The sequence below is a fragment of the Microbacterium sp. LMI12-1-1.1 genome (genome assembly GCF_040676455.1).
Lineage (GTDB): Bacteria > Actinomycetota > Actinomycetes > Actinomycetales > Microbacteriaceae > Microbacterium.
In genome coordinates, this window is the sequence record NZ_JBEGIA010000001.1 from 906,772 (window position 1) to 931,693 (window position 24,922).

Genomic DNA, 24,922 nt, shown 5'->3' on the forward strand with positions numbered 1-24,922 from the left:
TCGGGAACTCGGCTCGTCGCACTCCCCGGTCGTTGAGCGAGCGAAGCGAGACGAAACGCGGGAACGTCTAACTGGAGCGGTCGGCGACAGCCTGCGCGAAACGGGTGAGGGCCTCGCGCACGGCGCCGTCCGGGAGCGGCGCGAGCGCCTCGATCGCCTGGGTCGACCACGCGTGCGCGAGGTCGAGGGTGGCTTCGGTCGCCTCGTGATCGCGCAGCTGCGCGAGCGGCTCGTCGAGGATCGAGGGATCGGCGCCGTCGGCGATGCGCGCGACGCCGTCGTCGATGCGTGCGCGCAGCTCGACGGATGCGGCATCCTTCCGCTCGCCGAGCACGAGGTAGGGCATCGTCGGCACGCCGGCGCGCAGGTCGGTGCCGGGAACCTTGCCCGTCTCGACCGGGTCGGCGGACAGATCGATGACGTCGTCGAGAAGCTGGAACGCGACGCCGGCCTTCTCGCCGAACGTCACCATCGGCTCTTCGAACTCCGCAGGACCGTTCGAGAAGATCACGCCCGACTGCGCAGCGGCGGCGATCAGCGAGCCGGTCTTGTCTGAGAGGACGTTCAGATAGAACTCGACGCGATCGTCGGTCTCGGACGGGCCCACCGTCTCATGCATCTGACCGAGCACGAGCCGCTCGAACGTGTCAGCCTGCAGCCGGATGGCGCGGTCGCCATGGCGGGCCATGATCTGGCTCGCGCGCGAGAACAGCAGGTCGCCGGTGAGGATCGCGACGTTGTTGCCCCACACCGCGTGGGCGCTGGGCACACCGCGGCGCTTGTCGGCGGCATCCATCACGTCGTCGTGGTAGAGCGAGCCGAGGTGGGTCATCTCGAGCGCCGTGGCGGCCTGGATGACCTCGTCGGTCGCGCCCTCCCCCAGCTGGGCGGTCAGCAGCGCGAGCATCGGGCGCACACGCTTGCCGCCGGCGTCGTACAGGTAGCGGCTGGTGGCGTCGGCCAGGGTGTCGGCGACACGCAGTTCGCGCTCGAGGGCGCTGTCGACGCGCTTCAGGCCCGCCTCGACGGTCTTGAGCAGGCTGCGCGATCGCGCGCCCGCGAAGATGCGGTCGGTCAGGCCCAGCTTGCCCGCGATGTGCGAGCCCGGCGCTGTCGGTGTCACATGCCCAGCCTACCGGGGGCGCGTTTGCCCTCGTCCCACGGTCGGCGAGGACCTGAGGTCCCGGTCGTCGAGCGAGCGAGGAACGCGGTCGTCGAGCGAGCTGGGAACGCGGTCGTTGAGCGAGCTTGGAACGCGGTCGTTGAGCGAGCGAGGAACGAGCGAGACGAAACGCCTGCACCCGGCGCATCAGAGTGGTTCGAGGCGTTTCGTCTCGCTTCGCTCGCTCAACGACCGAGGGATCGCTCGCTCAACGACCGGTAGGCTTCGTAGCCCGGTGCAGCGCGACGATGCCCATCGAGAGGTTGCGGTGGGCGACGTTCGTCCACCCCGCCTCACGGATCCAGGCCGCCAGGGTGCGCTGGTCGGGCCAGTCGCGGATCGACTCGTTCAGGTAGTCGTACGCCTCGGCGTTCGAGCTCACGGTCTTCGCGACGACCGGCAGCACGCGGTCGTTGTAGAAGCGGTAGAGCCCGTTGAAGGTCTTCGACGGCGGGCGCGAGAACTCGCAGATCACGAGTCGCCCGCCCGGCTTCGTCACGCGCAGCAGCTCGCGCAGCGCCTTCTTCGGCTCGTTGACGTTGCGCAACCCGAACGACATCGTGACGGTGTCGAACTCGTCGTCGCCGAACGGGAGCGCGGTCGCGTCCGCCTGCACGAACGACAGATTCCGGATGCCGCCGCCCGGCGCACCTGCCCCGTGCCGGCGCTCGCCCTCGGCGATCATGCCGGGCGAGAAGTCCGCCGCGACCACGTCGGCGCCGCGGCCGGCGAGCGCCACGCTGGACGCGCCGGTGCCGGCGGCGAGATCGAGGATGCGCTGGCCGGGACGAGGGTCGACCGCGCGCGTCGTCGCAGCACGCCAGAACCGGTCGTTGCCCATGCTGAGCACGGTGTTGGTGCGGTCGTAGCCGGCGGCGACCTGGTCGAACATGCCGCTCACGCGCGAGGGATCCTTGTGCAGGTCGGCGCGATTCGGCTCGTGATCGGAGGGGTGGGATGCCACGGCTTCGAGTCTAGGCGGCGCTGCCCGGCCGAGCGGGGCCAGGGCGGGCGGGGTCGGCGGCCGTCGTGTCTGCGTCACGATCGTCGGCGTCGTGCTCTGGGAACGTGACCCGCGCGGGCTGTGCCACCGGCGTCAGCGCGGCCAGGCGGGCGAGCCAGTGCAGGGCGGTCGCGTCGTCGAACGGAGCGAGGTCTGCGCGCACGCGCCCTTCGAGCTCGACGGCGACGGACTCGAGCCTCTCCACCAGGTCGAGCGGGTAGTGGTAGGCGACGCGGTGCTCGTCCCACTCGTCGCGGTCCTCGATATAGACGTCGCCGGGGCTGCGCAGCACGCCATCGCGGTCGAGGTACGGTTGCGCGGGCTCGCGCCGGACGACGTCGAGGTCCATGTCGATCCCGGTCGGGAGGCCGGCATCCCATCGCACATCCCAGGCGATGTCGATGTACACGCGCGTCGAGTGCGGGGCGGCGTTGTGCGTGTAGGCGAAGTCGCCGCTCGGCGGGATCAGCGTGACGCTGTCGTGCTCGGCGGCGAACTCGCGCCCCGGTCGCGCGTTGTTCCAGCCGGCGGGCTGCCCGAGCCAGTCACCCCAGCGATCGCTGCCGAGGTAGATCTCGTCGTTGACCCAGTGGGCGCCGCCGTCCCACTTGCGCCAGCGGAACTGCAGCGCGGTCCCGACTGCGGGTCGGTCGGGATGGTGCGGATGAGGCTGCTCGTCGGCGTCGGCGGTCACCTCGCGAGTCTAGGCTGGAGGCGTGACATCTGCGCTCCGCCCGCCCCAGCTGGTGGTCGAGACCCGCGAGATCGAGCACGTCGACGACCTCCTCACGTACGCCTCGCCCGACGAGCCGCTCGCGTGGCTGCGGCGCGGCGACGGCATCGTCGGCATCGGATCCGTGGGCGGGTACGAGCGGGGGCCGCAGAGCGATCCCGGCCTCGCCCCTGCGACCCTGGCGACTCCGGCCGACACATGGCGCCGGATCGCCGAGGCAGCCGAGGTCGACGACCCGGTGGGCCTTCCGGGCACGGGTCTCGTCGCCTTCGGCACGTTCGTCTTCGACGACAGCTCTTCAGGCACGAGCCGTCTCGTGGTCCCGCAGACCGTCATCGGTCGCCATCACGGGCGGTCATGGGTGACCCGCATCCGCACGGCCGACACCGAGCTTCACGTCGCCGCTGTCGAGCCGACGCCGTACGGCCCCTACTGGTCGGCGACCCTCGGCCCCGGCACTCTCAACCCGGCCGGCTATCAGGCCGCGGTGCGGCAGGCCGTGGACGCGATCGTCCGCGGCGAGCTCGAGAAGGTCGTGCTCGCGCGCGACCTCGTGGGCACGATCCCGGCCGGCGCCGACCTGCGCAGGCTCGTCCGCGCCCTGGCCGACGACTATCCCGACACCTGGACCTTCGCCGTCGACGGGCTCATCGGCGCGAGCCCCGAGACCCTCGTGACGGCCTCGCGCGGCGTCGTGACCGCACGCGTGCTCGCCGGGACGATCCCCCGCGGCACCGACGCGCACGACGACACCGCGGCATCCACCTCCCTCGCGCACAGCGGGAAGGACCTCGACGAGCACCGCTACGCCGTGCAGAGCGTGCTCGCGACGCTCGGTCCGCACGTCAGCCACCTGAGCGCCGATCCCGAGCCCTTCACGCTCAAGCTGCCGAACCTGTGGCATCTGGCGACCGATGTCGCCGGCGACCTCGCCGACCACGCCTCGGCGCTCGACCTCGTGGCGGCGCTGCATCCGACGGCGGCCGTCGCCGGGACGCCACGGGATGCCGCGCTCGACCTCATCCGCCGACTCGAGCCGTTCGACCGCCGCCGGTACGCCGGCCCGGTCGGGTGGGTCGACGGCGACGGGAACGGCGAGTGGGCCATCGCCCTGCGGTGCGCCCAGATCGGCGCGACCCCTCGACGGGCTCAGGAACCGGCCCCGGCGGACGCGGCCGACAGCGACACCATTCCCGTCGTCGCCCACGCCGGCGCTGGAATCGTCGCACAGAGCAACCCCGAGACGGAGCTGCTCGAGACCCGCGTGAAGTTCCGCCCCATCGTCGACGCCCTCGCCTGAGCGTCGCCCCGGGGGTGGAGCGTGCATCCTGGCGAGACCACAAGGCACGGACGAGACGGTGGGTGAACCCCACCGTCTCGTCCGCGCACTGTCGTCTCGCGCGAACGCAGCGCGCGGAGGCGACGTCAGCGCGCGGAGGCGACGGCAGCGCGCGGAGGCGACGTCAGCTCGCGGCGAGCCGCGCCTTCTCGGCCTCGACGTCGAAGGTCGCCACCGGCCAGTGCGGGTCGATCTCCTCCAGAGCCTCGAGGAGCAGGTGCTGCACCGCCAGGCGCGCGTACCACTTGCGGTCGGCGGGCACGACATGCCACGGAGCGTGATCGGTCGAGGTGCGCTCGAAGACGGTCTGGTACGCCGCCATGTACGACGGCCAGAGCTCCCGCTCGTCGACGTCGCCGGGGTTGTACTTCCAGTGCTTGTCGGGCCGCTCGAGCCGCTCCATGAGCCGCGACTTCTGCTCCTCGGGCGAGATGTGCAGCATCACCTTGACGACCCGGGTCCCGGTGTCGGTGAGGCGCTTCTCGAACTCGTTGATGGCGCCGTAGCGGCGCTCGATCTCTTCGGCAGGCGCGAGCTGTCGCACGCGGCCGATCAGCACGTCCTCGTAATGCGAGCGGTCGAAGACGCCGATGAGCCCCGACACCGGAAGACGCCGCTCGACCCGCCACAGGAAGTCGTGCTCGAGCTCTTCAGGGGTCGGCTTCTTGAACGCCGAGAGCACGACGCCCTGCGGGTCGACCGAGCCGACCACGTGCCGGATGATCCCGCCCTTGCCGGCCGAGTCCATGGCCTGCAGCACCAGCAGCACGGCGGCATCCGTCGCGTCCACGCGGCTGCGCGCGTAGAGCCGCTCCTGATACTCGTCGAGTTCGGCCGCGCCCGCCTCCAGGTCCTCCGCGGCCTGGACCTTGTCCTTCGCATAACCCGGCGTCGAACGGGTGTCGACGTCGGCGAGGCGGAACCCCTCGCCGACCCGGAGGAGATCGGCGACGTCGCCGATCCAGTGCTTCTGACTCGAGGCGATCATGGAGCCATCATGGCGTGCTTCGGCCGGCGGCGACCAGGATCGACCCACCGCGCGCGCCGGATCTGTGCGCGACGATCGGGCGCGTCGGTCAGCGCTCCAGCGGCACTTCGATGAGCTGGCGACCCTCGACCGCCGTCGTGAGCGCCTGATCGAGCGCGGACCGGGTCGTGACCCGCCGGTACTCCCAGCCGTACGCGAGCGCGAGCTGTTCGAGGTTCACCTCGTGCGGCGTGTACAGCACTCGATCCATGACCTCGGAGCCTGCCACGGCGGCCACCTCCAGTCCGTCGAAGATGGTGCCGCCGCCGTCGTTGCCGACCACGAGCTGGATGCGCGGCTGCTCCTCGTGCGGCGGCAGCAGCAGGGCGCCGACGTCGTGCAGCAGTGCGAGGTCGCCCAGCAGCACGCGCGTGACGCCCGCGACGCCGGCCGACTGGCTCGCCACCGCGATGCCGGTCGCGGTGGCGATCGTGCCGTCGATGCCCGCGAGCCCGCGATTCGCATGCACCGGCACCTTCTTGCCCGCCAGCACCTGATCGGCCACCCGCACCAGCCGCGACGAGCCGAACACGAGGCGGTCGTGAGGCCAGGAGGCCCGCCAGACGGCGTCGACGAGGGCGGCGCGATCGATCGGCGCGCGGATGACCTCGAGCTCTGCGGCGATCGCACCCAGCCGCTCCCCCGGGACCGCCGACGAGAGGCCGTCGGCGTCAGGGGCAGGAGGAGTGAGATCGACGGATGCCGCGCGCGAGGCCTGCAGCCATTCCCCGAGCCAGGCGCGGTCGGGGTCACCCGTCGCGACGGCGATGCGGTCGGCCGCGAACGTGACGCCGTTGAGGTTGAGGGGTTCGCCGGGGCCGCGCACGGCCACGACCTCGACATCCGCGTCGGAGAGGAGCGCCGCGGCCTCGCGGCTGAGCGTCGGGTGCCCGAGCACGACCACGCGCTCGATGCGACCGCCGAGCTCGGGCTCGCGCAGCAGCTCCCGGTATCCGTGCACGAGATGGCGCCCGAAGCGGGCACCGCTCACGATCTCGGCGACGAGGGGCCACCCGCCCACGTGCGCGAGCTCCTCGGCCTCGGCGCCGGCATCTGCTCCTGCGAGCACGATCGTGCGCGGTCCGCGCTGGAGGACGAGCGGCGCATCCTCCGGCTCGGTAGGGACGTCGGACTCGCCGATCCCGCCGCCGCCCTGGTAGAGCGCTCCGGATGCCTCGTCCTCGGCCTCGGCGTCCACGGGCGGCCCATCGGGGTCGTCGTCGACGGCGGTGTCGAGCTCCGCCGCGGGGACGCCCATCCACGTGGGGAGCGCTCCGGCCAGCGGCTCGCGGTACGGCAGGTTCAAGTGGACCGGGCCCGGCGCGCGCGTTCCGGCGCCGAGGGCGGCGGCGACGGCCTCGTCGGCGAGCGCCCGCAGCATCGCGCTCTGCTCGTGCGTGCCGTCCGGGTCGACCGCCTCCGGCACCGGCACGTCGGCCTCGAGCCGCACGCTGGGTGCGAACATCCCGGGCTGGCGCGTGGTCTGGTTGGCGCCGACGCCGCGCAGCTCGGGCGGGCGGTCAGCCGTGAGCAGCAGGAGCGGCACACCGGCGTGGTGGGCTTCGAGCGCGGCGGGCAGCAGGTTGGCGACCGCTGTGCCGGAGGTGCAGACCACGGCCGCCGGCATCCGTGTCTCCCGCCCGATGCCGAGCGCCGTGAAGCCGGCGACACGCTCGTCGATGCGCACGTGCAGGCGGATGGCGCCCCGCCGCTCGAGCTCGGCGGCGACGAGCGCCAGCGACTGCGAGCGCGAGCCGGGACTGAGCACGACGTGGCGCAGGCCGAGCTCCACGAGCCGGCACAGGAGCGCCACGGCAGCGTCGGTCGCGGGCGCGGAGTCGAGCGCGCCCGCGGCGCGGCGGGTATCGGTCACGTCAGCCGATGGCCCCGCGCTGGCCGCGGGCGTCGTCATCGCCCTCGGCGGGGCGGGTCGGCGGCTTCGGCTGCGGCGGGGTGCCCGGCGCGGCGGTGCCGCCTGCGGCGGCCGTTCCGGGGGCGGTGCCACCCGGAGCAGCGGTGTCGTCGGATTCCGCCGGGCCGAGAGGCTGGCTCCAGCGGGGGTCGTCGCTCTCGGCGTCGAGCTGCGCCAGCTCCTCCTCGAGGCGGCGGATGCGCTCGTCCTGATCGCTGATCGTGCCGATGCGGCCGAGGAACTCGGGGTCGTCATCCGGCGCGCGGCGGGCGGCGACGGACGAGGCCCGCACGCGTCCGACGATGAGCCAGAGCAGGCCGCCGAGGACGGGCAGTAGGACGACGATGAGGATCCAGACCGGCTTGCTCACACCACGGTGGCGGCTCGGGGGCTGGACCGCGCAATCGACGATGGTGAAGACCCAGAACGCGGTCGCCACCAGGGCCAGTATCAACAGCACCCGAGGCATCTTCCCATCCTAGGCGGGCGCGGCCCGGCGTGGGCGTGCCGTGACGCAACCGTCGCCGAACCCGCCCGTGGGTCGAACGTAGGATGGACGGGTGAAAGCGCGCTCGGCCATCGTCTACTCGGTGCTGCGGCTGCTGGCGTTCCTCGTGCCGTTCGGCATCCTGATGCTGTTCCCGATCATGCAGGAGTACTACTGGCTCGCCGCCATCTTCGCCGCGCTCATCGGCCTGAGCCTGTCGGTGCTCTTCCTGCGCAAGCCGCTCGAGGACGCGACGTCGGGTCTCGCCGAGCGCCGTGCCCGGTCGCGCAGCGCGGTCACCGACGAGCAGGCGGAGGATGCCGCGGCGGACGCCACCACAGACCCCCGCGCTCCCGACAACAAGACACCGGACTCCCGGGCCTGACGAACCGCGGGCTCGAGGCGTTTCGACTTCGGGCGCCAGAGCGCCCTCCGCTCAACGACCGGCACCTTGGCCCCGGTCGCTGAGCGAGCGAGGAACGAGCGAGACGAAACGCTCGCTCCCAGCAGCGACGCCGGGCGGGGCGCGGCATCCGGTCTCAGCCGATGAAGGCCCACATCAGGAAGGCGCCGTACGCGACCGAGGTGAGCGAGGTGAGCCCGAGGGCGACCACCAGCTCGCGGGGATCGCGGTAGGTCCAGACGATGAGGATCGCGGGCAGCCCCGCCAGCAGGGCGAGGAGCGTGAGCCACGCGATCGGGTAGCCGATCCATGCGAGGAAGGCGGCGATCAGGAATGCGACCAGCACGAACACCGTGAACAGCCAGCGCGTGGCGGTGCGGCCGATGAGCACGGTGAGCGTCTTCTTGCCTGCGACGCGGTCCTGGTCGATGTCGCGGAGGTTGTTGGCCAGGAGCACCGCACACGCGAGGAGTCCCACGCCGACGGCGCCGAACCGGGCCTCCTGCGGAAGTGCGAGCGCCTGCACCCAGGTCGTGCCGAGGGTGGCGACGAGGCCGAAGAACACGAAGACGAAGAGCTCGCCGAGGCCGTAGTACCCGTAGGGGCGCTTGCCTCCGGTGTAGAACCATGCGGCGATGAGGCAGACCGCGCCGACCGCGAGGAGCCACCACTGCTGCGTGCGGATCGTGATGGCGAGACCGGCGATCGCGGCGATCGCGAAGAACGCCAGCGCCACCAGCAGCACGGTGCGTGGCTTGACCTTGCGCGACGCCGTGAGGCGCGCAGGCCCGACGCGGTGGTCGTCGGTGCCGCGGATGCCGTCGCTGTAGTCGTTGGCGTAGTTGACGCCGATCTGCAGCGACACCGAGACGATGAGGCAGAACAGCGCGATCACCCAGTGGAAGACGTCGGTCACGAGGATCGCCGCGCCCGTGCCGACCAGGATCGGCGTGATCGCCAGCGGCAGGGTGCGCAGCCGTGCCGCGCCGATCCAGTCGCCGATGGTGGGCTTCGCGACGCGCGCGGGATCACGCGAGACGTTCGACTTCTGCGGGTTCCCGCGAGACTGCTGCTTCTTCGCGCCCGCGGTGCCGCGCTTCTTGCTGGAGGTTGCTGCCACGAATGCACATCTTAGGGGTCCGGCCGATGAAGACCGGCGCGGCCGTCAACCCCCTCGCCGCATGTCGGGAGCCGCGCGGATCATGGAGGCCATGTTGAGCATCGGATCCACGGTCCTCACCGTGGAAGACATCGGCCGCGCCGGCGACTTCTGGCGCTCCGCCCTCGGCTACGAGAGTCGCAGCGAGCCCAGCGACGACTGGGTGATCCTCGACCCGCCCGGCAAGGCCCACTGGGCGGCGCCCGGCGCGAGCCTCGCCCTGTCGGTCACCGGATATCCCCAGCACTACCCGCCGCGCATCCACCTCGACCTCTACGCCGAAGACCAGGCGGCCGAGATCCGGCGGCTCCTCGATCTCGGCGCCCGCGAGGTCGACTGGGACGGCTACCCCGACGACGCCGACTGGGTCGTGCTCGAAGACACCGAGGGCAACAGGTTCTGCGTGGTGCAGACGGGCCCTTACCCGAAGAGCTGACGCGCGCCCCGGGCTCGGTGGGCGGCGGGCTGGCTGTGGGACAGCCGCGCGTTCCTCAAACGAGGACCGGAGTTCCTCAAATGAGGCCAGGATTCACCAAGGGCCTCCTCGAACGAGGACAAGCGGTTCATCGAACGAGCGGAGTGCGCTCCTCAGATGAGGAACGGAGCCGAAACGAGGATCGAAGCGGCCGAAATCGACCTCGTCTCGGCACTCGTCCTCAGTTGAGGACCAGCGCAGTGACGACGTGGCCGGCAGCGAGGACGAGGCAGCGCCTCGAGCGGAGGGCAGGCTGATCAGTGCAGGGCGAGGACCGCGCGGCGGATGGCCTCGCGGTCGGGCTTACCTGACGGCAGCGTCGCCAGTTCGTCGACGAGCACGAGGCGCGACGGACGCGCGTGCGCGCCGATCTCGGCCTGCACAGCCGTGCGCGCCTCCTGCAGCTGGACCGCTTCGCTGCGGCGCAGCGCCTCGCCGCGGGAGGCGACGACGACGGATGCCTCGCCCCAGCGCTCGTCGGGGATCCCGACGACGACGGCCGTGTGGAGTCCGGGTATCCCCCGCACGATCCGTTCGACGCGGTCGAGCGAGACGTTGACGCCGCCCGACACGATGACGTTGTCGATGCGCCCGCGCACCCGCAGCACGCCGTCGTCGAACAGGCCGGCGTCGCCGGTGCGGTACCATCGCGTGCCGTCGCGCTCGCGGAGGAATACGGTATCCGTCCGCACGTGATCGCCCAGGTAGCCCTCGGCCAGGGTCGGGCCCGACACCTGCACCTCGCCGCGCTCGATGCGCAGCCGCACGTTCGCGAGCGGCACGCCGTCGTAGACGCAGCCGCCGCTGGTCTCGGTGGAGCCGTAGGTGCGGACGATGCGCGCCCCCGCCGCCTCGGCGCGCTCGAGCGTCGCGGCCGGCAGCGCCTGGCCGCCCACGAGGATCGTCTCGAACGAGCGCACGGCGGCGAGCACCGAGCTGTCGTGCTCCGCGGCGTCGAGCAGTCTCGACAGCTGGGCCGGCACCAGCGACGTGTAGGTCGGGACGCGCTCGCCTCGATCGGTCGACACCATCAGCAGGGCGGCGGCGGCGAAGGACTGGGGCGTGAAAGCGCCGGACAGGATCGCCGGCTCGCGGTCGGCGACGAGCGAGCGGACCAGCACCTGGAGCCCGGCGACGTAGCTCGCCGGCAGCGCCAGGAGCCACGCGCCGTCGCCGATGCGGTCGGCGGTCGCCAGCGCGCTCGCGGTGAGGGCGTCGCGACTGAGCACGACACTCTTGGGGATGCCGGTGGACCCCGATGTCGTCACGACGACGGCCGTTCCGGGCCGGACCTCGCCCGGGAGCCCGCTCACGAGCCCCAGGCCCAGCGCGGGACCCGCGCCGTGGAGCGCCCCGCGCAGGGCTCGGAGGATCTCGCGGGGATCGTCGCCGACGACGGGTTCGAGCTTCATGCGGACATCGACTCCCCACGCGCGCGCCACGGACGGGACTGGCCGGGCTCATAGCCCTGTCGCGCGCTGTCGAGGAGTTCGTGCACGGCGGGTCCTCAGAAGTGCCAGGGGTACGGCGACCAGTCGGGGTCGCGCTTCTCGAGGAAGGCGTCGCGGCCCTCGACGGCCTCGTCGGTGCCGTACGCCAGGCGGGTCGCCTCGCCGGCGAACACCTGCTGGCCGACCATGCCATCGTCGACGGCGTTGAATGCGAACTTCAGCATGCGGATCGCGGTCGGCGACTTGGTGAGGATGGTGCGCGACATGGCGAGCGCCTCGCGCTCGAGGTCGGCGTGCGGCACCACCCGGTTGACCGCGCCCATCTCATATGCGCGCTGCGCCGAGTACTCCTCGGCGAGGAAGAACACCTCGCGCGCGAACTTCTGTCCGATCTGGCGCGCGAAGTAGGCGGAGCCGTAGCCCGCGTCGAAGGATCCGACATCCGCGTCGGTCTGCTTGAACCGGCCGTGCTCGGCCGAGGCGATCGACAGGTCGCACACGACGTGCAGCGAGTGCCCACCGCCCGCGGCCCAGCCGGGGATCACGGCGATGACGACCTTGGGCATGAAGCGGATCAGCCGCTGCACCTCGAGGATGTGCAGCCGCCCGGCGCGGGTCGGGTCGGTGACGGCATCGGAGTCGGAGTACTTGTAGCCGTCGCGCCCGCGGATGCGCTGGTCGCCGCCGGAGCAGAACGCCCAGCCGCCGTCCTTGGGGCTCGGTCCGTTGCCGGTGAGCAGCACCACCCCGATACGCGGGTCCTGACGCGCGATGTCGAGCGCCCGGTACAGCTCGTCAACCGTGTGCGGGCGAAACGCGTTGCGCACCTCCGGGCGGTGGAACGCGATGCGGGCGATGCGGCCGTCGCGCGAGACGTGGGACGTGATGTCGCTGTAACCGCCCTCCGTCTGGCCGGATGCCGGCATCCACTCGTCCTCGTCGAACAGTTCCGAAACGCTCACCCGGCCAGCCTACGGCGGCGCGTCGGCGGGCGTCATCCGCCACCGGACACCACTGCCCGCCAACTAGCCTGGATCGGTGACCTCGACTCTTCGCACCGTGGCCGCTGCCGCGGCATCCGCTGCCCTGCTCTTCACCCTCGTGGCCTGCACGGGCTCGCCCGACGCGACCCCCACGCCCGCCGAGACCAAGACTGTCGCGATCCTCGACAGCGCCTGCGGGGACGACGACGGCATCACCGTCGCCGTGGACGCGTCGAGCCTCGAGGACGGCGACAGCAAGGCGTGGTGCATCGGCACCGACGAGACGCTCGCCGCGGCCGACGCCCTCACCCTCGTGAACGTGACGACCGAGGGCACCGACGAGTACGGCGACGAGGTCGTGTGCCGCGTCAACGGCGTCCCTGCCGAAGACGTCGCGATCCCCGCTGCGGACGGGTCGGACTACTTCGAGACGTGCGAGTCGATGCCCGCCGCTTTCGCGTACTGGTCGCTCTGGATCAAGCCCGCGGACGGCGAGTGGGCGTATGCCGAGGAGGGACTCTCGACCCTCCAGCTCGAGCCGGGCGAGTCGCTCGAGCTGCTCTTCACGCTGAACGGCGAGCCGGCCGCGCCGACGACCTGACATGACGTTCCGACCCGGTCCTCTGCGCGCCGCGGCGATCCTCGCCGCAGGATTCGTAGCGGCCCGGGTCGTCTACCGCATCCTCTTCCACGGGGCCGACGGCGACGGCTTCGTGCTGCTGGATCTTCCGGCGGTGCGGCTGCCGTCGCCGTTCGCGCACGTCGTGCTGCTGGGCCCGGTCACCATCGACGGACTGTGGGATGCCGCCGCCAGCGCCCTTCCGATCGCGCTGGCGATCCTCGCCTTCGGCGTCCTGAACGCCGTCGTCGACCTCAATCGCGTGTTCGCGCGGGCGTCGCGCCGTGGTCCGCTCCGCGGCATCGCCCGCGCCCTGGCCATCGCCGGGGCGACGCTCCCCGCGCTCGCCGACGGCGCCCGGGCGGTGCGGTTCGCGCAGCGGCTGCGCGGCGAGCGCGGCGGACCACGGATGCTGCTGCCCCTGCTCGAGCGCACCCTCGAGCGCGCCGGAAACGTCGCCGCGGCCCTCGAGCTTCGCGGCTTCGCGGGGCGCGGCCTCGACGGCGACTGCCTCGCGCCCGTCGAGGCTCGCGACGTGGAGATCGGCTTCGGGCCGGTGACCCGCTCGGGCCGGGGCAGACCGGATTCCGCGGCAGATGTCGTCTCGCGCCCCGAAGCCCCGCGCAGCGCTTCGGTGATGGCGGATGCGGCGAGCTCCGGCATCCGTCTCCCCGCCGACCTCGTCCTTTCCGCCGGCACGCTGACTCTGGTGTCGGGTGCGACCGGGTCGGGAAAGTCCACGTTGCTGCGAGCCATCGCCGGCCTTCATACCCACACCGACGGCGGCTGGATCGCCGGCTCGCTGCGGGTCGTCGGACACGAGCGCGACCGGGTGCCCCCGCGCGACCTCGCGCAGCGCGTGGGCGTCGTGCTGCAGCATCCGCGCGAGGCGTTCGCGACCGAGCTCGTACGCGACGAGATCGGGCTCGCGCTCGAACTCCGCGGCGTCGCGCCGGTGATCGTGGGCGCCCGAGTGGCCGAGGTGGCGGCGCGGGTGGGCGTGACAGCGCTCCTCGACCGCCCCACGCGAAGGCTGTCGGCCGGTGAGGCGACGCTCGTCGCGATCGCCGCCGCGATCATCGAGCACCCGATCCTGCTCCTGGTCGACGAGCCGCTGGCCGACCTCGACGCCGACGCCCGCGTGCGTATCGCGGGGCTGCTCGACGCCCTCGCGCACGAGGCGGGCATGTGCGTCGTCGTGGCCGAGCACCGTGTGGCGACGCTGTCAGAGATCACCGACACCGTGCTCCGCATCGACGGCGGCGTGGTCAGCGTGGCATCTGCTGCCGGGCTTCACCCGGGTTCGGGACGCACCCGGGTCGTTCGGGCTGGGTCGGTCGCGGCGCCGGCCTGGGCGATGCGAGCCACGCCGCAAGAGGATCCGGCGGCAGGGCGCGCTGGCGTCCGCGGCGTCGGCGCGACGGGACACGGCGGCCGCGCGTCGGCACGCGGTGGCCCCGCGCCGGGACACGACGGCCGCGCGCCGGGACACGACGGCCGCGCGACGGGACACGACGGCCGCGCGCCGGGACACGACGGCCGCGCGCCGGGACACGACGGCCGCGCGCCGGCGCTGAGCGCACGCGGGATCACCGTGCGGCACGGGGCCGTCATCGCCGTCGATTCCGCCGACCTCATGCTCGACGCGGGCGAGATCGTGGCGCTCGTCGGACCCAACGGTGCGGGCAAGTCGAGCCTGCTCGCCGCGCTCGCCGTGCCCGAGCGCGGCGCGCAGATCGAAGCGGCCGGCCGCGTGGCGTTGATTCCGGATGCCTCGGACGACCTCTTCGTCTTCGACACGGTCGGCGGGGAATGCGCCCGCGCGGATCGTCGAGCGACACGGTCGCGGCGAGAGCCCGGACGTCGACGCGGGTCGGAGCCGGCGTCCGCGGACCTGCCTCCGTCTCACCGGCGCGGACGCAGCGGCCGGCACGCGATCGGCGATACCGCTGATCGGTTCGCCGGGTTCCTCGGATGCGACCCCGAAGACCCTGCGTTCGCCGCGCTTCTCGCGCGGCATCCGCAAGATCTCTCCGTCGGCGAGCGCCGCTGCCTCGCCCTCGCCATCCAGGTGGCCGGCGAGCCCGCCGTGCTGCTCGTCGACGAGCCGACCCGCGGCCTCGATCCCGCCGCACGTGATGTCCTGTGGGCGGCGCTCCTGTCGCTCGCCGAGGCCGGGGCCGCGATCGCCGTCGGCTCGCACGAGCCCGAGGTCGCGACTGGCGCCGATCGCGTGCTGTCGATGCGTGCGGGCGTCCTCGACGCCGACCCTCCCCGTCGGCGCCCCTCGACCGCTCCGGCCACCTCGCCGTACCGTTCTCAGGACCGCCGCCCGGAGCCGGCCCACGAAACCGGCCCTTCCGCGCTCCCGGCCACCACCGGTCCTGAGTACGGTACGCAATCCGCCGCCCACGAGGCCCCCACCCACGAAGCCGCCGCCGACGCCCCCGCGACCGCACCGGCCACCTCGCCGTACCGTTCTCAGGACCGCCGCCCCGGACCGGCCCACGAAACCGGCCTTTCCGGGTTCCCGGCCGCCGGCGTTCCTGAGTACGGTACGCATTCCGCGGCCCACGAAGCCGCCACCCACGAAGCCGCCACCCACGAGGCCGCCGCCCACGAAGCCGCCATCGTTCGCGACGCCCCCGCGACCGCTCCGGCCACCTCGCCGTACCGTTCTCAGGACCGCCGCCCCGGACCAGCCCCCGAAACCGGCCTCTCCGGGCTCCCGGCCGCCGGCGTTCCTGAGTACGGTACGCATTCCGCGGCCCACGAGGCCGCAGGACGGGTGTCAGCCCGGCTTCCGCTGATCGCCCTCCTCGCCGCGAACCTCGTCGCGCTCGGGGCGTTCTGCTGGCCGCTCGTCGCGACCGCCGTGCCGCAGCAGGCGTACGCCGCGGTGCCGATTGCCGCACTCGCGCTGGCGCCGCTCGCGATGCTCGTGGTGGTGTCCACGCTCGACGGCACGGTGCGCTCGGCCCACATGCTCGCGCTGCTCGGCACACTGGCCGCGATCGGGGCGGCGGTGCGCATCGCCGGCACCGGCGTCGGCGGGGTCGAGGCCGTCTTCATCCTGCTGGTCCTCGCCGGACGGGCGTACGGGGCGCGCTTCGGCATGCTCCTCGGCATGGCGACCATCGCGCTGTCCACGGTCATCACCGGCACGTTCGGGCCGTGGACGCCCTTCCAGATGTTCGCATGCGCATGGGTCGGGGCCGTCGCCGGGCTGCTGCCGCACCGGTCCCCACGCCCCCCACGCCCCCTCCACGCACCGCTGCCGCGCCGGGCCGCACGCCCCCTCCAGGCACCGCTGCCGCGCCGGCTCGCACCGACCGCCGAGATCGCCATGCTCTGCGTGTACGGCGTCGTCGCCTCGTACGTCTTCGGCCTGCTGATGAACCTGTGGTTCTGGCCGTTCGCCGTGGGCTACGGCACCGGCATCTCGTACGACGGCACCGCGCCGCTGGAGGTGAACCTGTCGAGCTTCCTGCTGTACTCGCTGGTGACGTCGACGCTCAGCTGGGACACCCTCCGCGCGATCACGACCGTTGTCGGGCTGATCGTGGTGGGCCGGCCGATCCTCGCCGCCCTGCGCCGCGCCAAGCCGCTGGCGCCGCACCGGCAGCACGCACCCGCTCCGCGAGAGCGAGCATCTGCCCTATCGTGAAGGTCACGTGCCAGGAGGAGCCCACGTGACCACAGCGATCCCCCCAACCCCGACCTCAATCCCGACGCCGACGTCGACGAATCCCGTCGGCGCCTACGTGCCCGAGATCATCTCGCTCGCGAAGCGGGGACTGTTCTGGGCGGTCCTCTACGGGCTGTTCGCGCGCGGCTCGCAGGGTGGCTGCGTCACCGCCACCGACGCTGCGGCGACCTGCTACACCGCGACACTCGAGCCGTCGCCGGTGGTGTGGCTCGCGATGGCCATCGTCTTCATCATCTCGCTGAGCCGTGCCTTCCGGGCCACCGAGACCGCCGTCGTCACACGCGTGCTCCGGCGGGCCGCCACCGCGATGTGGGCCCTCCCGCTCCTCGCGGCGGTGATCGGCCTCGTGGCGTTCTTCGCCGCCGATCCGGCCGCCTGGGTGCACACCACGCCGCCTCCGAACGTCAGCGTCGAGATCACCACGCAATAACATGACGGATGCCGCGGGCCGCGGCATCCGTCACCGCATCAGGTGATGTCACGAGCGCAGGAAGATCCCCGGAAAAACGTCCTACCCCCGTGAAATCACCTGATCTCGCAACCGCAGCGCAGCCGGGTCAGACCGAGAAGTACTTCGCCTCGGGGTGGTGGAAGACGAAGGCGTCGGTGGACTGCTCGGGGTGCAGTTGCAGCTCCTCGCTGAGCTCGACGCCCATGCGCTCGGGGCGCAGCAGCTCGACGACCTTGCGGCGGTCCTCCATGTCGGGGCACGCAGGGTAGCCGAGTGAGAACCGGGCGCCGCGGTACTCGAGCTTGAACAGCCCCGCGGTCTCGGTCGGGTCCTCGCCCGAGAAGCCGAGCTCGGAGCGGATGCGGGCGTGCCAGAACTCGGCGAGCGCCTCGGTCAGCTGCATCACGAGGCCGTTGAGCTCGTAGTAGTCGCGGTACCTGTCCTCGGCGAACAGCTTCGCGGTCACCGAGTCGATGTTGGCGCCTGCCGTCACGAGCTGCACGGGCAGCACGTCGACGGCGCCCGACTCGCGCGAGCGGACGAAATCGGCGAGGCACAGGTGGCGGTCGCGGCGCTGGCGCGGGAAGTGGAACCGCAGGCGGTCGGTGCCGATCTCGCCGCCGGAGCCGCCGTCGGGCGCCAGGAGGCCGGCCCTTCCGAGCCGCCCGGACGCATCGTCGCCGTGGTGCAGCACGACGACGTCGTTGCCCTCCGACACGACCGGGAAGTAGCCGTACGCGACCGACGCGTCGAGCATGCCCTCGCCGAGGATGCGGTCGAGCCAGTAGCGCAGCCGCGGCCGCCCCTCGGTGTCGACGAGCTGCTCGTACGACGCGCCGTCGTCTCCACGGCCCGGCTTCAGGCCCCACTGCCCCATGAACGTCGCGCGCTCGTCGAGGAAGGCGGCGTAGTCGTGCAGGGCGATGCCGCGCACGATACGCGTGCCCCAGAACGGCGGCGCGGGCACGGGATTGTCGGATGCCGCGTCCGAGCGCGTCGGCATCGCTTCGGGTTCGGTGAGCGTGAGCTTCGAGCCGGCCGCATGGCGGCGCTTCTTCAATGCCGGCAACCCGACCGATGCCGGGTCGGCGCCGCGCGCGATCTTCACGAGCGGCTCCATGAGCGCGAGGCCCTCGAACGCGTCACGGGCGTAGCGCACCTCGCCGTCGAAGAGGCTCGCCAGGTCGTCCTCGACGTAGGCGCGGGTGAGCGCCGCACCGCCGAGGATCACCGGCCACTTCGTGCCGAGGCCCCGGGAGCGGAGCTCTTCGAGGTTCTCCTTCATGACGACCGTCGACTTCACGAGCAGGCCCGACATGCCGATGACGTCGGCGTCGTGCTCCTCAGCGGCGGCGATGATGTCGGCGATCGGCTGCTTGATGCCGAGGTTCACGACGTCGTACCCGTTGTTGGTGAGGATGATGTCCACGAGGTTCTTGCCGATGTCGTGCACGTCACCGCGCACGGTGGCGAGCACGATGCGGCCCTTGCCCGAGGCATCCGACTTCTCCATGTGCGGTTCGAGCAGCGCCACCGCGGTCTTCATCACCTCGGCCGACTGCAGCACGAACGGCAGCTGCATCTCGCCCGCGCCGAACCGCTCGCCGACGATCTTCATGCCCTCGAGCAGGTGGTCGTTGATGATCTGCAGCGGTGCCAGCCCGCCCTCGCGCGCCAGGTCGAGATCGGCCTCGAGGCCCTTCCCCTCGCCGTCGATGATGCGGCGCTCGAGCCGCTCGCCGACCGGCAGCGCAGCGAGCTCGGCGGCACGCTGGTTGCGCAGCGCGGCGGTGTCGACGCCGGCGAAGAGGTCCAGCATCCGTGCCAGCGGGTCGTATGTGACGTTGCCGTCGGCGTCGTATTCGCGGCGATCCCACACCAGGTCGAGGGCGACCTTGCGCTGCTCGTCGGAGATCGAGGCGAGCGGCACGATCTTCGCCGCGTCGATGATGCCCGAGGTGAGCCCGGCCTCGACGGCCTCGTGGAGGAACGCCGAGTTCAACACGCTGCGCGCGGCCGGGTTGAGCCCGAACGACACGTTCGAGACGCCGAGGGTGGTGTTGATGCCGGGGTACTTCGCCGTGATCTGCCGGATCGCCTCGATCGTCTCGATGGCGTCGCGGCGCGTCTCCTCCTGGCCGGTCGCGATCGGGAACGTCAGACAGTCGACGATGATGTCGCTGACACGCAGGCCCCACTCATCGACGAGCTCGTCGATGAGGCGCGTGGCGATCTGCACCTTGCCTTCGGTGGTGCGGGCCTGACCGTGCTCGTCGATCGTCAGCGCCACGACGGCGGTGCCGTGCTCCTTCACGAGCGGCATGATGCGGCCGAAGCGCGAGGTCGGGCCGTCGCCGTCCTCGTAGTTCACGGAGTTCACGACCGGGCGTCCGCCGATCAGCTCGAGCCCCGCCGCGATGACCGCCGGCTCGGTCGAGTCCACGACGAGCGGCAGCGTCGAGGCGCTCGCGAGGCGCGACACGACCTCGCGCATGTCCGCGGCACCGTCGCGTCCGACGTAGTCCGTGCAGACGTCGAGCAGATGGGCGCCGACGCGGATCTGGTCCCGCGCGATCTCGACGCAGTCGTCCCACCGCTCCTCGAGCATGGCCTCGCGGAACGCCTTCGAGCCGTTCGCGTTCGTCCGCTCGCCGATCGCGAGGTACGAGGCATCCTGCTGGAACGACACGTGCTGGTACAGCGACGCGACCCCGGGGTCTTCGGTCGTTGCGCGAGCGACGAACGAGCGAGACGAAACGCCCGCGGCGCCCGCGGAAGCGTCGACGCGTTTCGTCTCCGCGTTTCGACTCGCGGACTCGCTCAACGACCGCGGGGCGACGCGGAAGGGCGCCAAGCGCTCGACGACCGCGGCGAGGTGCTCGGGCGTCGTGCCGCAGCATCCGCCGACGAGGCCCAGCCCGAACTCGCGCACGAACTGCTCGTGCGCCGTCGCGAGCTCGGCGGGCGATAGCGGGTAGTGCGCGCCGTTCGCGCCGAGCACCGGAAGCCCGGCGTTCGGCATGCACGCGACGGGCACGGTGGCGTGCTTCGACAGGTGCCGCAGGTGCTCGCTCATCTCGGTGGGGCCGGTGGCGCAGTTCAGGCCGATGGCGTCGACGCCGAGCGGCTCGATCGCGGTGAGCGCCGCCCCGATCTCGGACCCCATGAGCATGGTGCCGGTGGTCTCGACCGTCACCTCGACGAAGATCGGCAGCCGGATGCCGCGGCTCACGATCGCCTGACGGCAGCCGTTGATGGCGGCCTTCGTCTGCAGCAGATCCTGCGAGGTCTCGACGAGGAACGCGTCGGCGCCGCCGTCGATGAGTCCCTCCGCCTGCAGCGCGAACGTCTGCTTCAGGTTGTCGTACGTCGTGTGACCGAGGCTCGGAAGCTTCGTACCCGGCCCCATCGAGCCGAGCACCCAGCGCACGCGCCCGTCGACGGCCTCTGCCGCCTCCACGCGCTCGCGCGCGATGCGCGCCCCTGCGGCGGCGAGCTCGGTGATCCGGTCGTCGATTCCGTAGTCGCCGAGGTTCGACCAGTTCGCGCCGAACGTGTTCGTCTCGACCGCGTCCACGCCGACCTCGAGGTAGGCGTCATGGATCGCCGCCACGATGTCCGGGCGCGAGACGTTGAGGATCTCGTTGCAGCCCTCGAGGCCCTCGAAGTCGCCATCGATCGAGAGGTCGTAGCGCTGCAGCATCGTGCCCATCGCCCCGTCGGCGATCACGACTCGCTCCCGCACGCCGTCGAGCAGCTGCTGCGACCGCTCGGGTCGCGGCACCCCGTCGATGTCGAGGGCGAAGCGGGGTGCTGGCGGGGCTGCGGTCACCCCGCGATTTTAGTCTCCGCGTGTTGGTGCGGCCCCCGTGTGACGTGCCGCGGTCCTCCGGCCGCGGCATCCGTCCCGGTCCCGTGTCCTCCCGCTCCTGTATCCTCCCGCTCCCGTGTCCTCCGGCTCCTGTGTCCTCCCGCTCGCGCCTCAGCGAGACAACAGCGGGTGGACGAGACCGTGGGGTTCACCCAGGGTCTCGTCCACCCGCTGTCGTCTCACGGAGAGACGGACTGCGACCGGGCGCGGCGAGCGGGACTCAGGCGTTCTTCGAGTCGCGCCAGCGCAGCCACGACCGGATGAGGTCGTAGTCCCAGTCGGGGCCCTGGAAGGCGAGCGTGAAGAGGCGCACACCGGCGTCGTACAGCTCATCGGCGATGCCCTCGCCGCGCTGGTGCAGCTCGTTCGAGATGACGAGGTTCGACGTGTCGCGCTCCTCGCGCTCCGCCCAGCGCTGGATGACGTCGAGCTTGTGCGGCAGCTCGTCGGGGCGCACGAAGCTGTGCCAGATGTCGGCGTGCCGGGCGACGAGGCGCAGCGTCTTCTGCTCGCCCTTGCCGCCGATCATGACCGGGATCTCGCGCGTGGGCGCCGGGTTGAGCTTCTGCCAGCGGGCCTCGATGCGCTCGAGCCCGGCGGCGAGGTCGTCGAGGCGCGAGCCGGCGGTGCCGAACTCGTAGCCGTACTCCTCATAGTCGCGGGCGAACCAGCCCGAGCCGGTCGCGAAGATGAAGCGGCCGACGCCGTCCTTCGCCGAGATGTGGTCGACGGTGCGGGCCATGTCGGCCTGCAGGTCGGGGTTGCGGTAGCTGTTGCAGTTGACCAGCGCTCCGAACTCGACGCGCTCGGTCTGCTCGGCCCAGGCGGCGAGCATGGTCCACGACTCGAAGTGCAGGCCGTCGGGGTCGCCCGACAGCGGGAAGAAGTGGTCCCAGTTGAAGAGGATGTCGACGCCCATCTCCTCGAGACGCAGGACGGCGTCGCGGAACGCGGAGTACGGGGCGTGCTGAGGCTGCAGCTGCACGCCGAGGCGCACAGGAGTATCGAGGAGGGGCATGGAAAAAAGACTAGGGCCGCTGCGAGGGGGCGATCCTCGTTCGAGGAGGATTGCCGAGATGAGGACGCGCAGTCGCCCGCGCACCCTCATCTCGGCGCATGTCCTCAGTCGAGGACACCGGCGTCAGCCTCGGCGGGCCCGCGCGGCCTTCATCGCGGCATCCACCGTGTCCCAGATCGCGATGCCGGCGATCACGAAGCCGATCACGACATTGACGATCGCGCCGACCTCCGCGCCGTCGTCGGCGATGATCGTCGGGAAGAACTCGGGGTTGATGAGCCGCCCCTCGAACAGCAGCCACAGCGCCGGCACCGCCACGACGAGATTCAGGATGCCGTTGGCCACGGCGAGCGCGGGAGTCCAGCGTCCGACGGCGTAGACGACGATCGCGAGCACCGCTTCGAGGGCCATCAGCAGGAACAGCCCGATGATCCACCAGGGCCACAGCCCCGGGTCGAGGAACGGCAGCCCGGGTTGCGTCGGCACCAGTCCGACGAAGTGGTCCCACAGCACGACGCCGGCCATGATCGCGAGGAACGCGAGCGAGGTGATCATGTCGCCGAGTCCGGCGCCGCGCTGGCGCGGTTCGGGCAGCTGATCGGGGGTCCAGGGTCCGCTCGTCATCGTGTCGTGCCCGGTGCGCTCGAGGATGACGAAGACCAGGGTGGTCCAGAACGCGATGTGCACGACCACCGAGATGAGCAGCGGCACGACGGCGCCGACGATCTCGCCGAACGTCGCACCGTCGAGCACCATCGCGAGCGAGACGCCGAAGGCGGCGCACACCGGGACGATCCAGAGCAGCAGCTTCAGCAGCCGCCACCAGTCGAGGAAGTAGCGCGGCCCGACGAGCCACAGCGGCCGGTCGGTGTATTGGGCGGCGAGCTTGTCGGGGTCGCCGAGGTCGGTCAGGACGGCGCGTTCGGCAGACGTGTGGTCCTCCCCGTCGGCGAGACGCGCCTCGATCTGGTCGTCGATCGAGCCACGCAGCTCGGCGGCCAGGTCCTCGCGCTGCGCCTCGGGCACGGTGCGCATCGCGGCGTCGACGTAACGGTCGGTGAGCGTCGCGGTTGTCATGTCGGTTCTCCTCAGTTGCTGATCGTGGGTCAGTGCTGAACGTCGGGGGTCGGAAGGTCGTCGATCGCCGCGGCGATCGCGCGGAAGTCGTCGGTGAGGGATGCCGCGAGCCGCGAGCCCGCGGCGCTGGTGCGGTAGAACTTGCGCGGACGCGACTCGTCGGTGTTCCACTCGCTGGTGAGGAACCCCTGCTTCTCGAGGCGCCGCAGCAGCGGGTAGAGCGTGTTCGCGTCGGTGGGGAAGCCGCGCTCGCCCAGCTCTTCGAGCAGCCCGTAGCCGTATCCGGGGTGGACGAGCAGGCGGAGGCACGCGAGCACGACGGTGCCGCGCCGCAGCTCCTGCAGGTGCGTCTCGAGGATCTCGGTTTCGCTCATGTCTCACACCATACTGTGTCTCACACACTATCGTCAATCACACTTTAAAGTCAGAGGCCGACCTGTCATGCTGACCGGAACGCGAGAGAGAGCCGGCCATGTCAGAGAAGCCCAGCCGCTGGATCCGCCTGAAGTGGGCCATCCTCGGAAAGCCCGTCACCTACGAGGAGCGCTGCAACGCGCAGGCGTCCCACTTCTCCGACGCTCGCGTGATCGCTCAGTCAGAGGTTCGTCACCAGCGCTTCCATGTCGGGTTCTGATCCGCCGACGGGGCAGGATGAAGCCGTGACCACCCGACGCTCTCTCCCCCCGCTCGATGACGTGCTCGCGACGGCGCGCGTCGTCGCGCTGCCGCTGGCGACCAGATTCCGCGGCATCGACGTGCGCGAAGCACTCCTCTTCGAGGGGCCCGAAGGCTGGGCGGAGTTCTCGCCGTTCGCGGAGTACGACGACGCTGAGGCATCGACGTGGCTCTCTGCGGCCATCGAGGACTCACGGATGCCGCGGCCCGCCGCCCGCCGCGAGCTCGTCGGCGTCAACGCCACCGTTCCGGCGGTCGCCGCCGCAGCCGTCCCCGCGGTGCTGGCGCGTTTCGACGGCTGCCGGACGGCGAAGGTCAAGGTCGCCGAGGCCGGTCAGGTGCTCGCCGACGACGTCGCCCGCGTCCGGGCCGTCCGCGAGGCGATGGGACCGGAGGGGCGCGTGCGCATCGACGCGAATGGCGCCTGGAACGTCGACGAGGCCGAGCGCGCACTGCACGCCCTCGCGGAGTTCGACCTCGAATACGCCGAGCAGCCGTGCGCGACCGTCGACGAACTCTCCGAGCTGCGGCGGCGCGTGAAGTACATGGGCATCCCGATCGCCGCCGACGAGAGCGTGCGCAGGGCCGCCGACCCGCTGGCGGTGGCTCGCGCGGGGGCGGCCGATCTGCTGGTCGTCAAGGCGCAGCCCCTCGGCGGCGTGCGCCGGGCGCTCGAGATCGTGGCGGAGGCGGGGCTCCCGGCTGTCGTCTCCAGCGCCCTGGACACGTCCGTCGGGCTGTCGATGGGCGTGGCACTGGCTGCCGCGCTCCCCGAGCTCGACTACGACTGCGGACTCGGGACGGCGTCGCTGTTCACCGCCGACGTGGCGGACCCGCCACTGGTGCCGCGCGGCGGCTTCCTCGCGGTGGGCCGGGTCACGCCCGACCCCGCACTGCTCGACGCGCACGCGGCCTCCGCCGACCGCCGCGCCTGGTGGCTCGACCGCCTGGCACGGTGCTACGCGGTGCTCGACGCCGCACTCTGAGCAGAGGGCGGGTCGACGTCCAGAGGCGGCTCGGCGCGTTTCGTCTCGCTCGTTCCTCGCTCGCTCAACGACCGGGAAGAAACCTCCGATCGTTGAGCGAGAGAGCGCCAGCGACCGGGAAGAAACCTCCGGTCGTTGAGCGAGAGAGCGCCAGCGAGCGGAAAGAAGCCTCCGGTCGTTGAGCGAGGGAGCGCCAGCGAGCGAGACGAAACGCCCCTGTGCCGACGGGCGGCGCCTGGCTCGCTCAACGACCGGGAAGAAACCTCCGGTCATCGAGCGAGGAAGCGCCAGCGACCGGGAAGAAGCCTTCGGTCGTTGCGCGAGGGAGCGCCAGCGAGCGAGACGAAACGCCCCTGTGCTGACGGGCGGCGCCTGGCTCGCT

General features: G+C 71.7%; 21 protein-coding genes. 8 read left to right on the forward strand and 13 right to left on the reverse strand.

The window, feature by feature from the left end; all coding sequences use genetic code 11:
- Window positions 1-67 precede the first annotated feature (67 nt).
- The 3 genes from MRBLMI12_RS04440 to MRBLMI12_RS04450 all read right to left on the reverse strand — a co-directional run bounded on the left by MRBLMI12_RS04440 (window position 68) and on the right by MRBLMI12_RS04450 (window position 2,859).
- Window positions 68-1,123 (reverse strand): polyprenyl synthetase family protein, encoded by a 1,056-nt coding sequence (locus MRBLMI12_RS04440; protein ID WP_363354225.1) that lies wholly within the window; start codon window positions 1,121-1,123, stop codon window positions 68-70.
- A 247-nt stretch (window positions 1,124-1,370) separates the two neighbouring features.
- Window positions 1,371-2,126, reverse strand: coding sequence for a demethylmenaquinone methyltransferase (locus tag MRBLMI12_RS04445; RefSeq protein WP_363354227.1), 756 nt, complete (start codon window positions 2,124-2,126; stop codon window positions 1,371-1,373).
- Window positions 2,127-2,136: 10 nt separating this feature from the next.
- Window positions 2,137-2,859: a DUF402 domain-containing protein gene (locus tag MRBLMI12_RS04450; RefSeq protein WP_363354229.1), complete on the reverse strand. Its 723-nt coding sequence runs from the start codon at window positions 2,857-2,859 to the stop codon at window positions 2,137-2,139.
- Window positions 2,860-2,881: 22 nt separating this feature from the next.
- On the opposite strand from MRBLMI12_RS04450, the gene MRBLMI12_RS04455 reads away from it, so the two are divergent.
- Complete coding sequence (locus MRBLMI12_RS04455; RefSeq protein ID WP_363354231.1) at window positions 2,882-4,198, forward strand: isochorismate synthase; 1,317 nt, start codon at window positions 2,882-2,884, stop codon at window positions 4,196-4,198.
- A 163-nt stretch (window positions 4,199-4,361) separates the two neighbouring features.
- Here MRBLMI12_RS04455 and MRBLMI12_RS04460 read toward each other — a convergent pair whose 3' ends face one another.
- The 3 genes from MRBLMI12_RS04460 to MRBLMI12_RS04470 all read right to left on the reverse strand — a co-directional run bounded on the left by MRBLMI12_RS04460 (window position 4,362) and on the right by MRBLMI12_RS04470 (window position 7,645).
- A complete protein-coding gene (locus MRBLMI12_RS04460; RefSeq protein WP_363354233.1) occupies window positions 4,362-5,225 on the reverse strand; it encodes a polyphosphate kinase 2 family protein in 864 nt (287 codons plus the stop codon).
- An 88-nt stretch (window positions 5,226-5,313) separates the two neighbouring features.
- Window positions 5,314-7,176 carry a 2-succinyl-5-enolpyruvyl-6-hydroxy-3-cyclohexene-1-carboxylic-acid synthase gene (menD, locus tag MRBLMI12_RS04465; protein WP_414686187.1) on the reverse strand — a complete coding sequence of 621 codons (1,863 nt, stop codon included), beginning with the start codon at window positions 7,174-7,176 and terminating at the stop codon, window positions 5,314-5,316.
- Window positions 7,139-7,645 (reverse strand): PLDc N-terminal domain-containing protein, encoded by a 507-nt coding sequence (locus MRBLMI12_RS04470; protein ID WP_349428566.1) that lies wholly within the window; start codon window positions 7,643-7,645, stop codon window positions 7,139-7,141. The genes menD and MRBLMI12_RS04470 overlap by 38 nt, the downstream gene beginning before the upstream one ends.
- Before the next feature lie 91 nt (window positions 7,646-7,736).
- On the opposite strand from MRBLMI12_RS04470, the gene MRBLMI12_RS04475 reads away from it, so the two are divergent.
- Window positions 7,737-8,048 (forward strand): DUF4229 domain-containing protein, encoded by a 312-nt coding sequence (locus tag MRBLMI12_RS04475; protein ID WP_349428567.1) that lies wholly within the window; start codon window positions 7,737-7,739, stop codon window positions 8,046-8,048.
- Between the two features lie 154 nt (window positions 8,049-8,202).
- On the opposite strand, the gene MRBLMI12_RS04480 is transcribed toward MRBLMI12_RS04475, so the two are convergent.
- Window positions 8,203-9,186 carry a 1,4-dihydroxy-2-naphthoate polyprenyltransferase gene (locus MRBLMI12_RS04480; RefSeq protein ID WP_363354237.1) on the reverse strand — a complete coding sequence of 328 codons (984 nt, stop codon included), beginning with the start codon at window positions 9,184-9,186 and terminating at the stop codon, window positions 8,203-8,205.
- A gap of 91 nt (window positions 9,187-9,277) precedes the next feature.
- Between MRBLMI12_RS04480 and MRBLMI12_RS04485 the strand changes: the two genes are divergently transcribed.
- Window positions 9,278-9,661 carry a VOC family protein gene (locus MRBLMI12_RS04485; protein WP_349428569.1) on the forward strand — a complete coding sequence of 128 codons (384 nt, stop codon included), beginning with the start codon at window positions 9,278-9,280 and terminating at the stop codon, window positions 9,659-9,661.
- A 296-nt stretch (window positions 9,662-9,957) separates the two neighbouring features.
- Here MRBLMI12_RS04485 and MRBLMI12_RS04490 read toward each other — a convergent pair whose 3' ends face one another.
- Entirely contained in the window at window positions 9,958-11,112 is a 1,155-nt protein-coding gene (locus MRBLMI12_RS04490) for an AMP-binding protein (protein WP_363354239.1), read from the reverse strand.
- Between the two features lie 95 nt (window positions 11,113-11,207).
- The gene (locus MRBLMI12_RS04495; protein WP_363354241.1) at window positions 11,208-12,113 is read right to left on the reverse strand and encodes a 1,4-dihydroxy-2-naphthoyl-CoA synthase; all 906 of its coding nucleotides are present in this window, start codon (window positions 12,111-12,113) and stop codon (window positions 11,208-11,210) included.
- A gap of 76 nt (window positions 12,114-12,189) precedes the next feature.
- On the opposite strand from MRBLMI12_RS04495, the gene MRBLMI12_RS04500 reads away from it, so the two are divergent.
- Genes MRBLMI12_RS04500 through MRBLMI12_RS04510 form a run of 3 tightly spaced genes read left to right on the forward strand, consistent with a single transcriptional unit; the run spans window position 12,190 to window position 16,892 of the window.
- Window positions 12,190-12,735 carry a hypothetical protein gene (locus MRBLMI12_RS04500; RefSeq protein WP_363354243.1) on the forward strand — a complete coding sequence of 182 codons (546 nt, stop codon included), beginning with the start codon at window positions 12,190-12,192 and terminating at the stop codon, window positions 12,733-12,735.
- 1 nt (window position 12,736) lies between these two features.
- The gene (locus MRBLMI12_RS04505) at window positions 12,737-16,420 is read left to right on the forward strand and encodes an ATP-binding cassette domain-containing protein (RefSeq protein WP_363354245.1); all 3,684 of its coding nucleotides are present in this window, start codon (window positions 12,737-12,739) and stop codon (window positions 16,418-16,420) included.
- Between the two features lie 25 nt (window positions 16,421-16,445).
- Window positions 16,446-16,892, forward strand: a complete 447-nt coding sequence (locus MRBLMI12_RS04510) for a hypothetical protein (RefSeq protein WP_363354247.1) — start codon at window positions 16,446-16,448, stop codon at window positions 16,890-16,892.
- Window positions 16,893-17,019: 127 nt separating this feature from the next.
- Here the strand turns inward: MRBLMI12_RS04510 and MRBLMI12_RS04515 are convergent, their stop codons facing one another.
- The 4 genes from MRBLMI12_RS04515 to MRBLMI12_RS04530 all read right to left on the reverse strand — a co-directional run bounded on the left by MRBLMI12_RS04515 (window position 17,020) and on the right by MRBLMI12_RS04530 (window position 23,253).
- Window positions 17,020-20,745, reverse strand: coding sequence for a homocysteine S-methyltransferase family protein (locus MRBLMI12_RS04515; protein WP_363354249.1), 3,726 nt, complete (start codon window positions 20,743-20,745; stop codon window positions 17,020-17,022).
- A gap of 259 nt (window positions 20,746-21,004) precedes the next feature.
- Window positions 21,005-21,802 (reverse strand): LLM class F420-dependent oxidoreductase, encoded by a 798-nt coding sequence (locus MRBLMI12_RS04520; protein ID WP_363354251.1) that lies wholly within the window; start codon window positions 21,800-21,802, stop codon window positions 21,005-21,007.
- A gap of 123 nt (window positions 21,803-21,925) precedes the next feature.
- Entirely contained in the window at window positions 21,926-22,879 is a 954-nt protein-coding gene (locus MRBLMI12_RS04525) for a permease prefix domain 1-containing protein (protein ID WP_363354253.1), read from the reverse strand.
- Window positions 22,880-22,908: 29 nt separating this feature from the next.
- Window positions 22,909-23,253, reverse strand: coding sequence for a PadR family transcriptional regulator (locus MRBLMI12_RS04530; RefSeq protein WP_363354255.1), 345 nt, complete (start codon window positions 23,251-23,253; stop codon window positions 22,909-22,911).
- A gap of 98 nt (window positions 23,254-23,351) precedes the next feature.
- Here MRBLMI12_RS04530 and MRBLMI12_RS04535 point away from each other — a divergent pair, with 98 nt between their 5' ends.
- Together MRBLMI12_RS04535 and MRBLMI12_RS04540 are read left to right on the forward strand one after the other, a co-directional pair.
- Entirely contained in the window at window positions 23,352-23,513 is a 162-nt protein-coding gene (locus MRBLMI12_RS04535; protein ID WP_363354257.1) for a hypothetical protein, read from the forward strand.
- 25 nt (window positions 23,514-23,538) lie between these two features.
- Window positions 23,539-24,540, forward strand: coding sequence for an o-succinylbenzoate synthase (locus MRBLMI12_RS04540; protein WP_363354259.1), 1,002 nt, complete (start codon window positions 23,539-23,541; stop codon window positions 24,538-24,540).
- Window positions 24,541-24,922 lie beyond the last annotated feature (382 nt).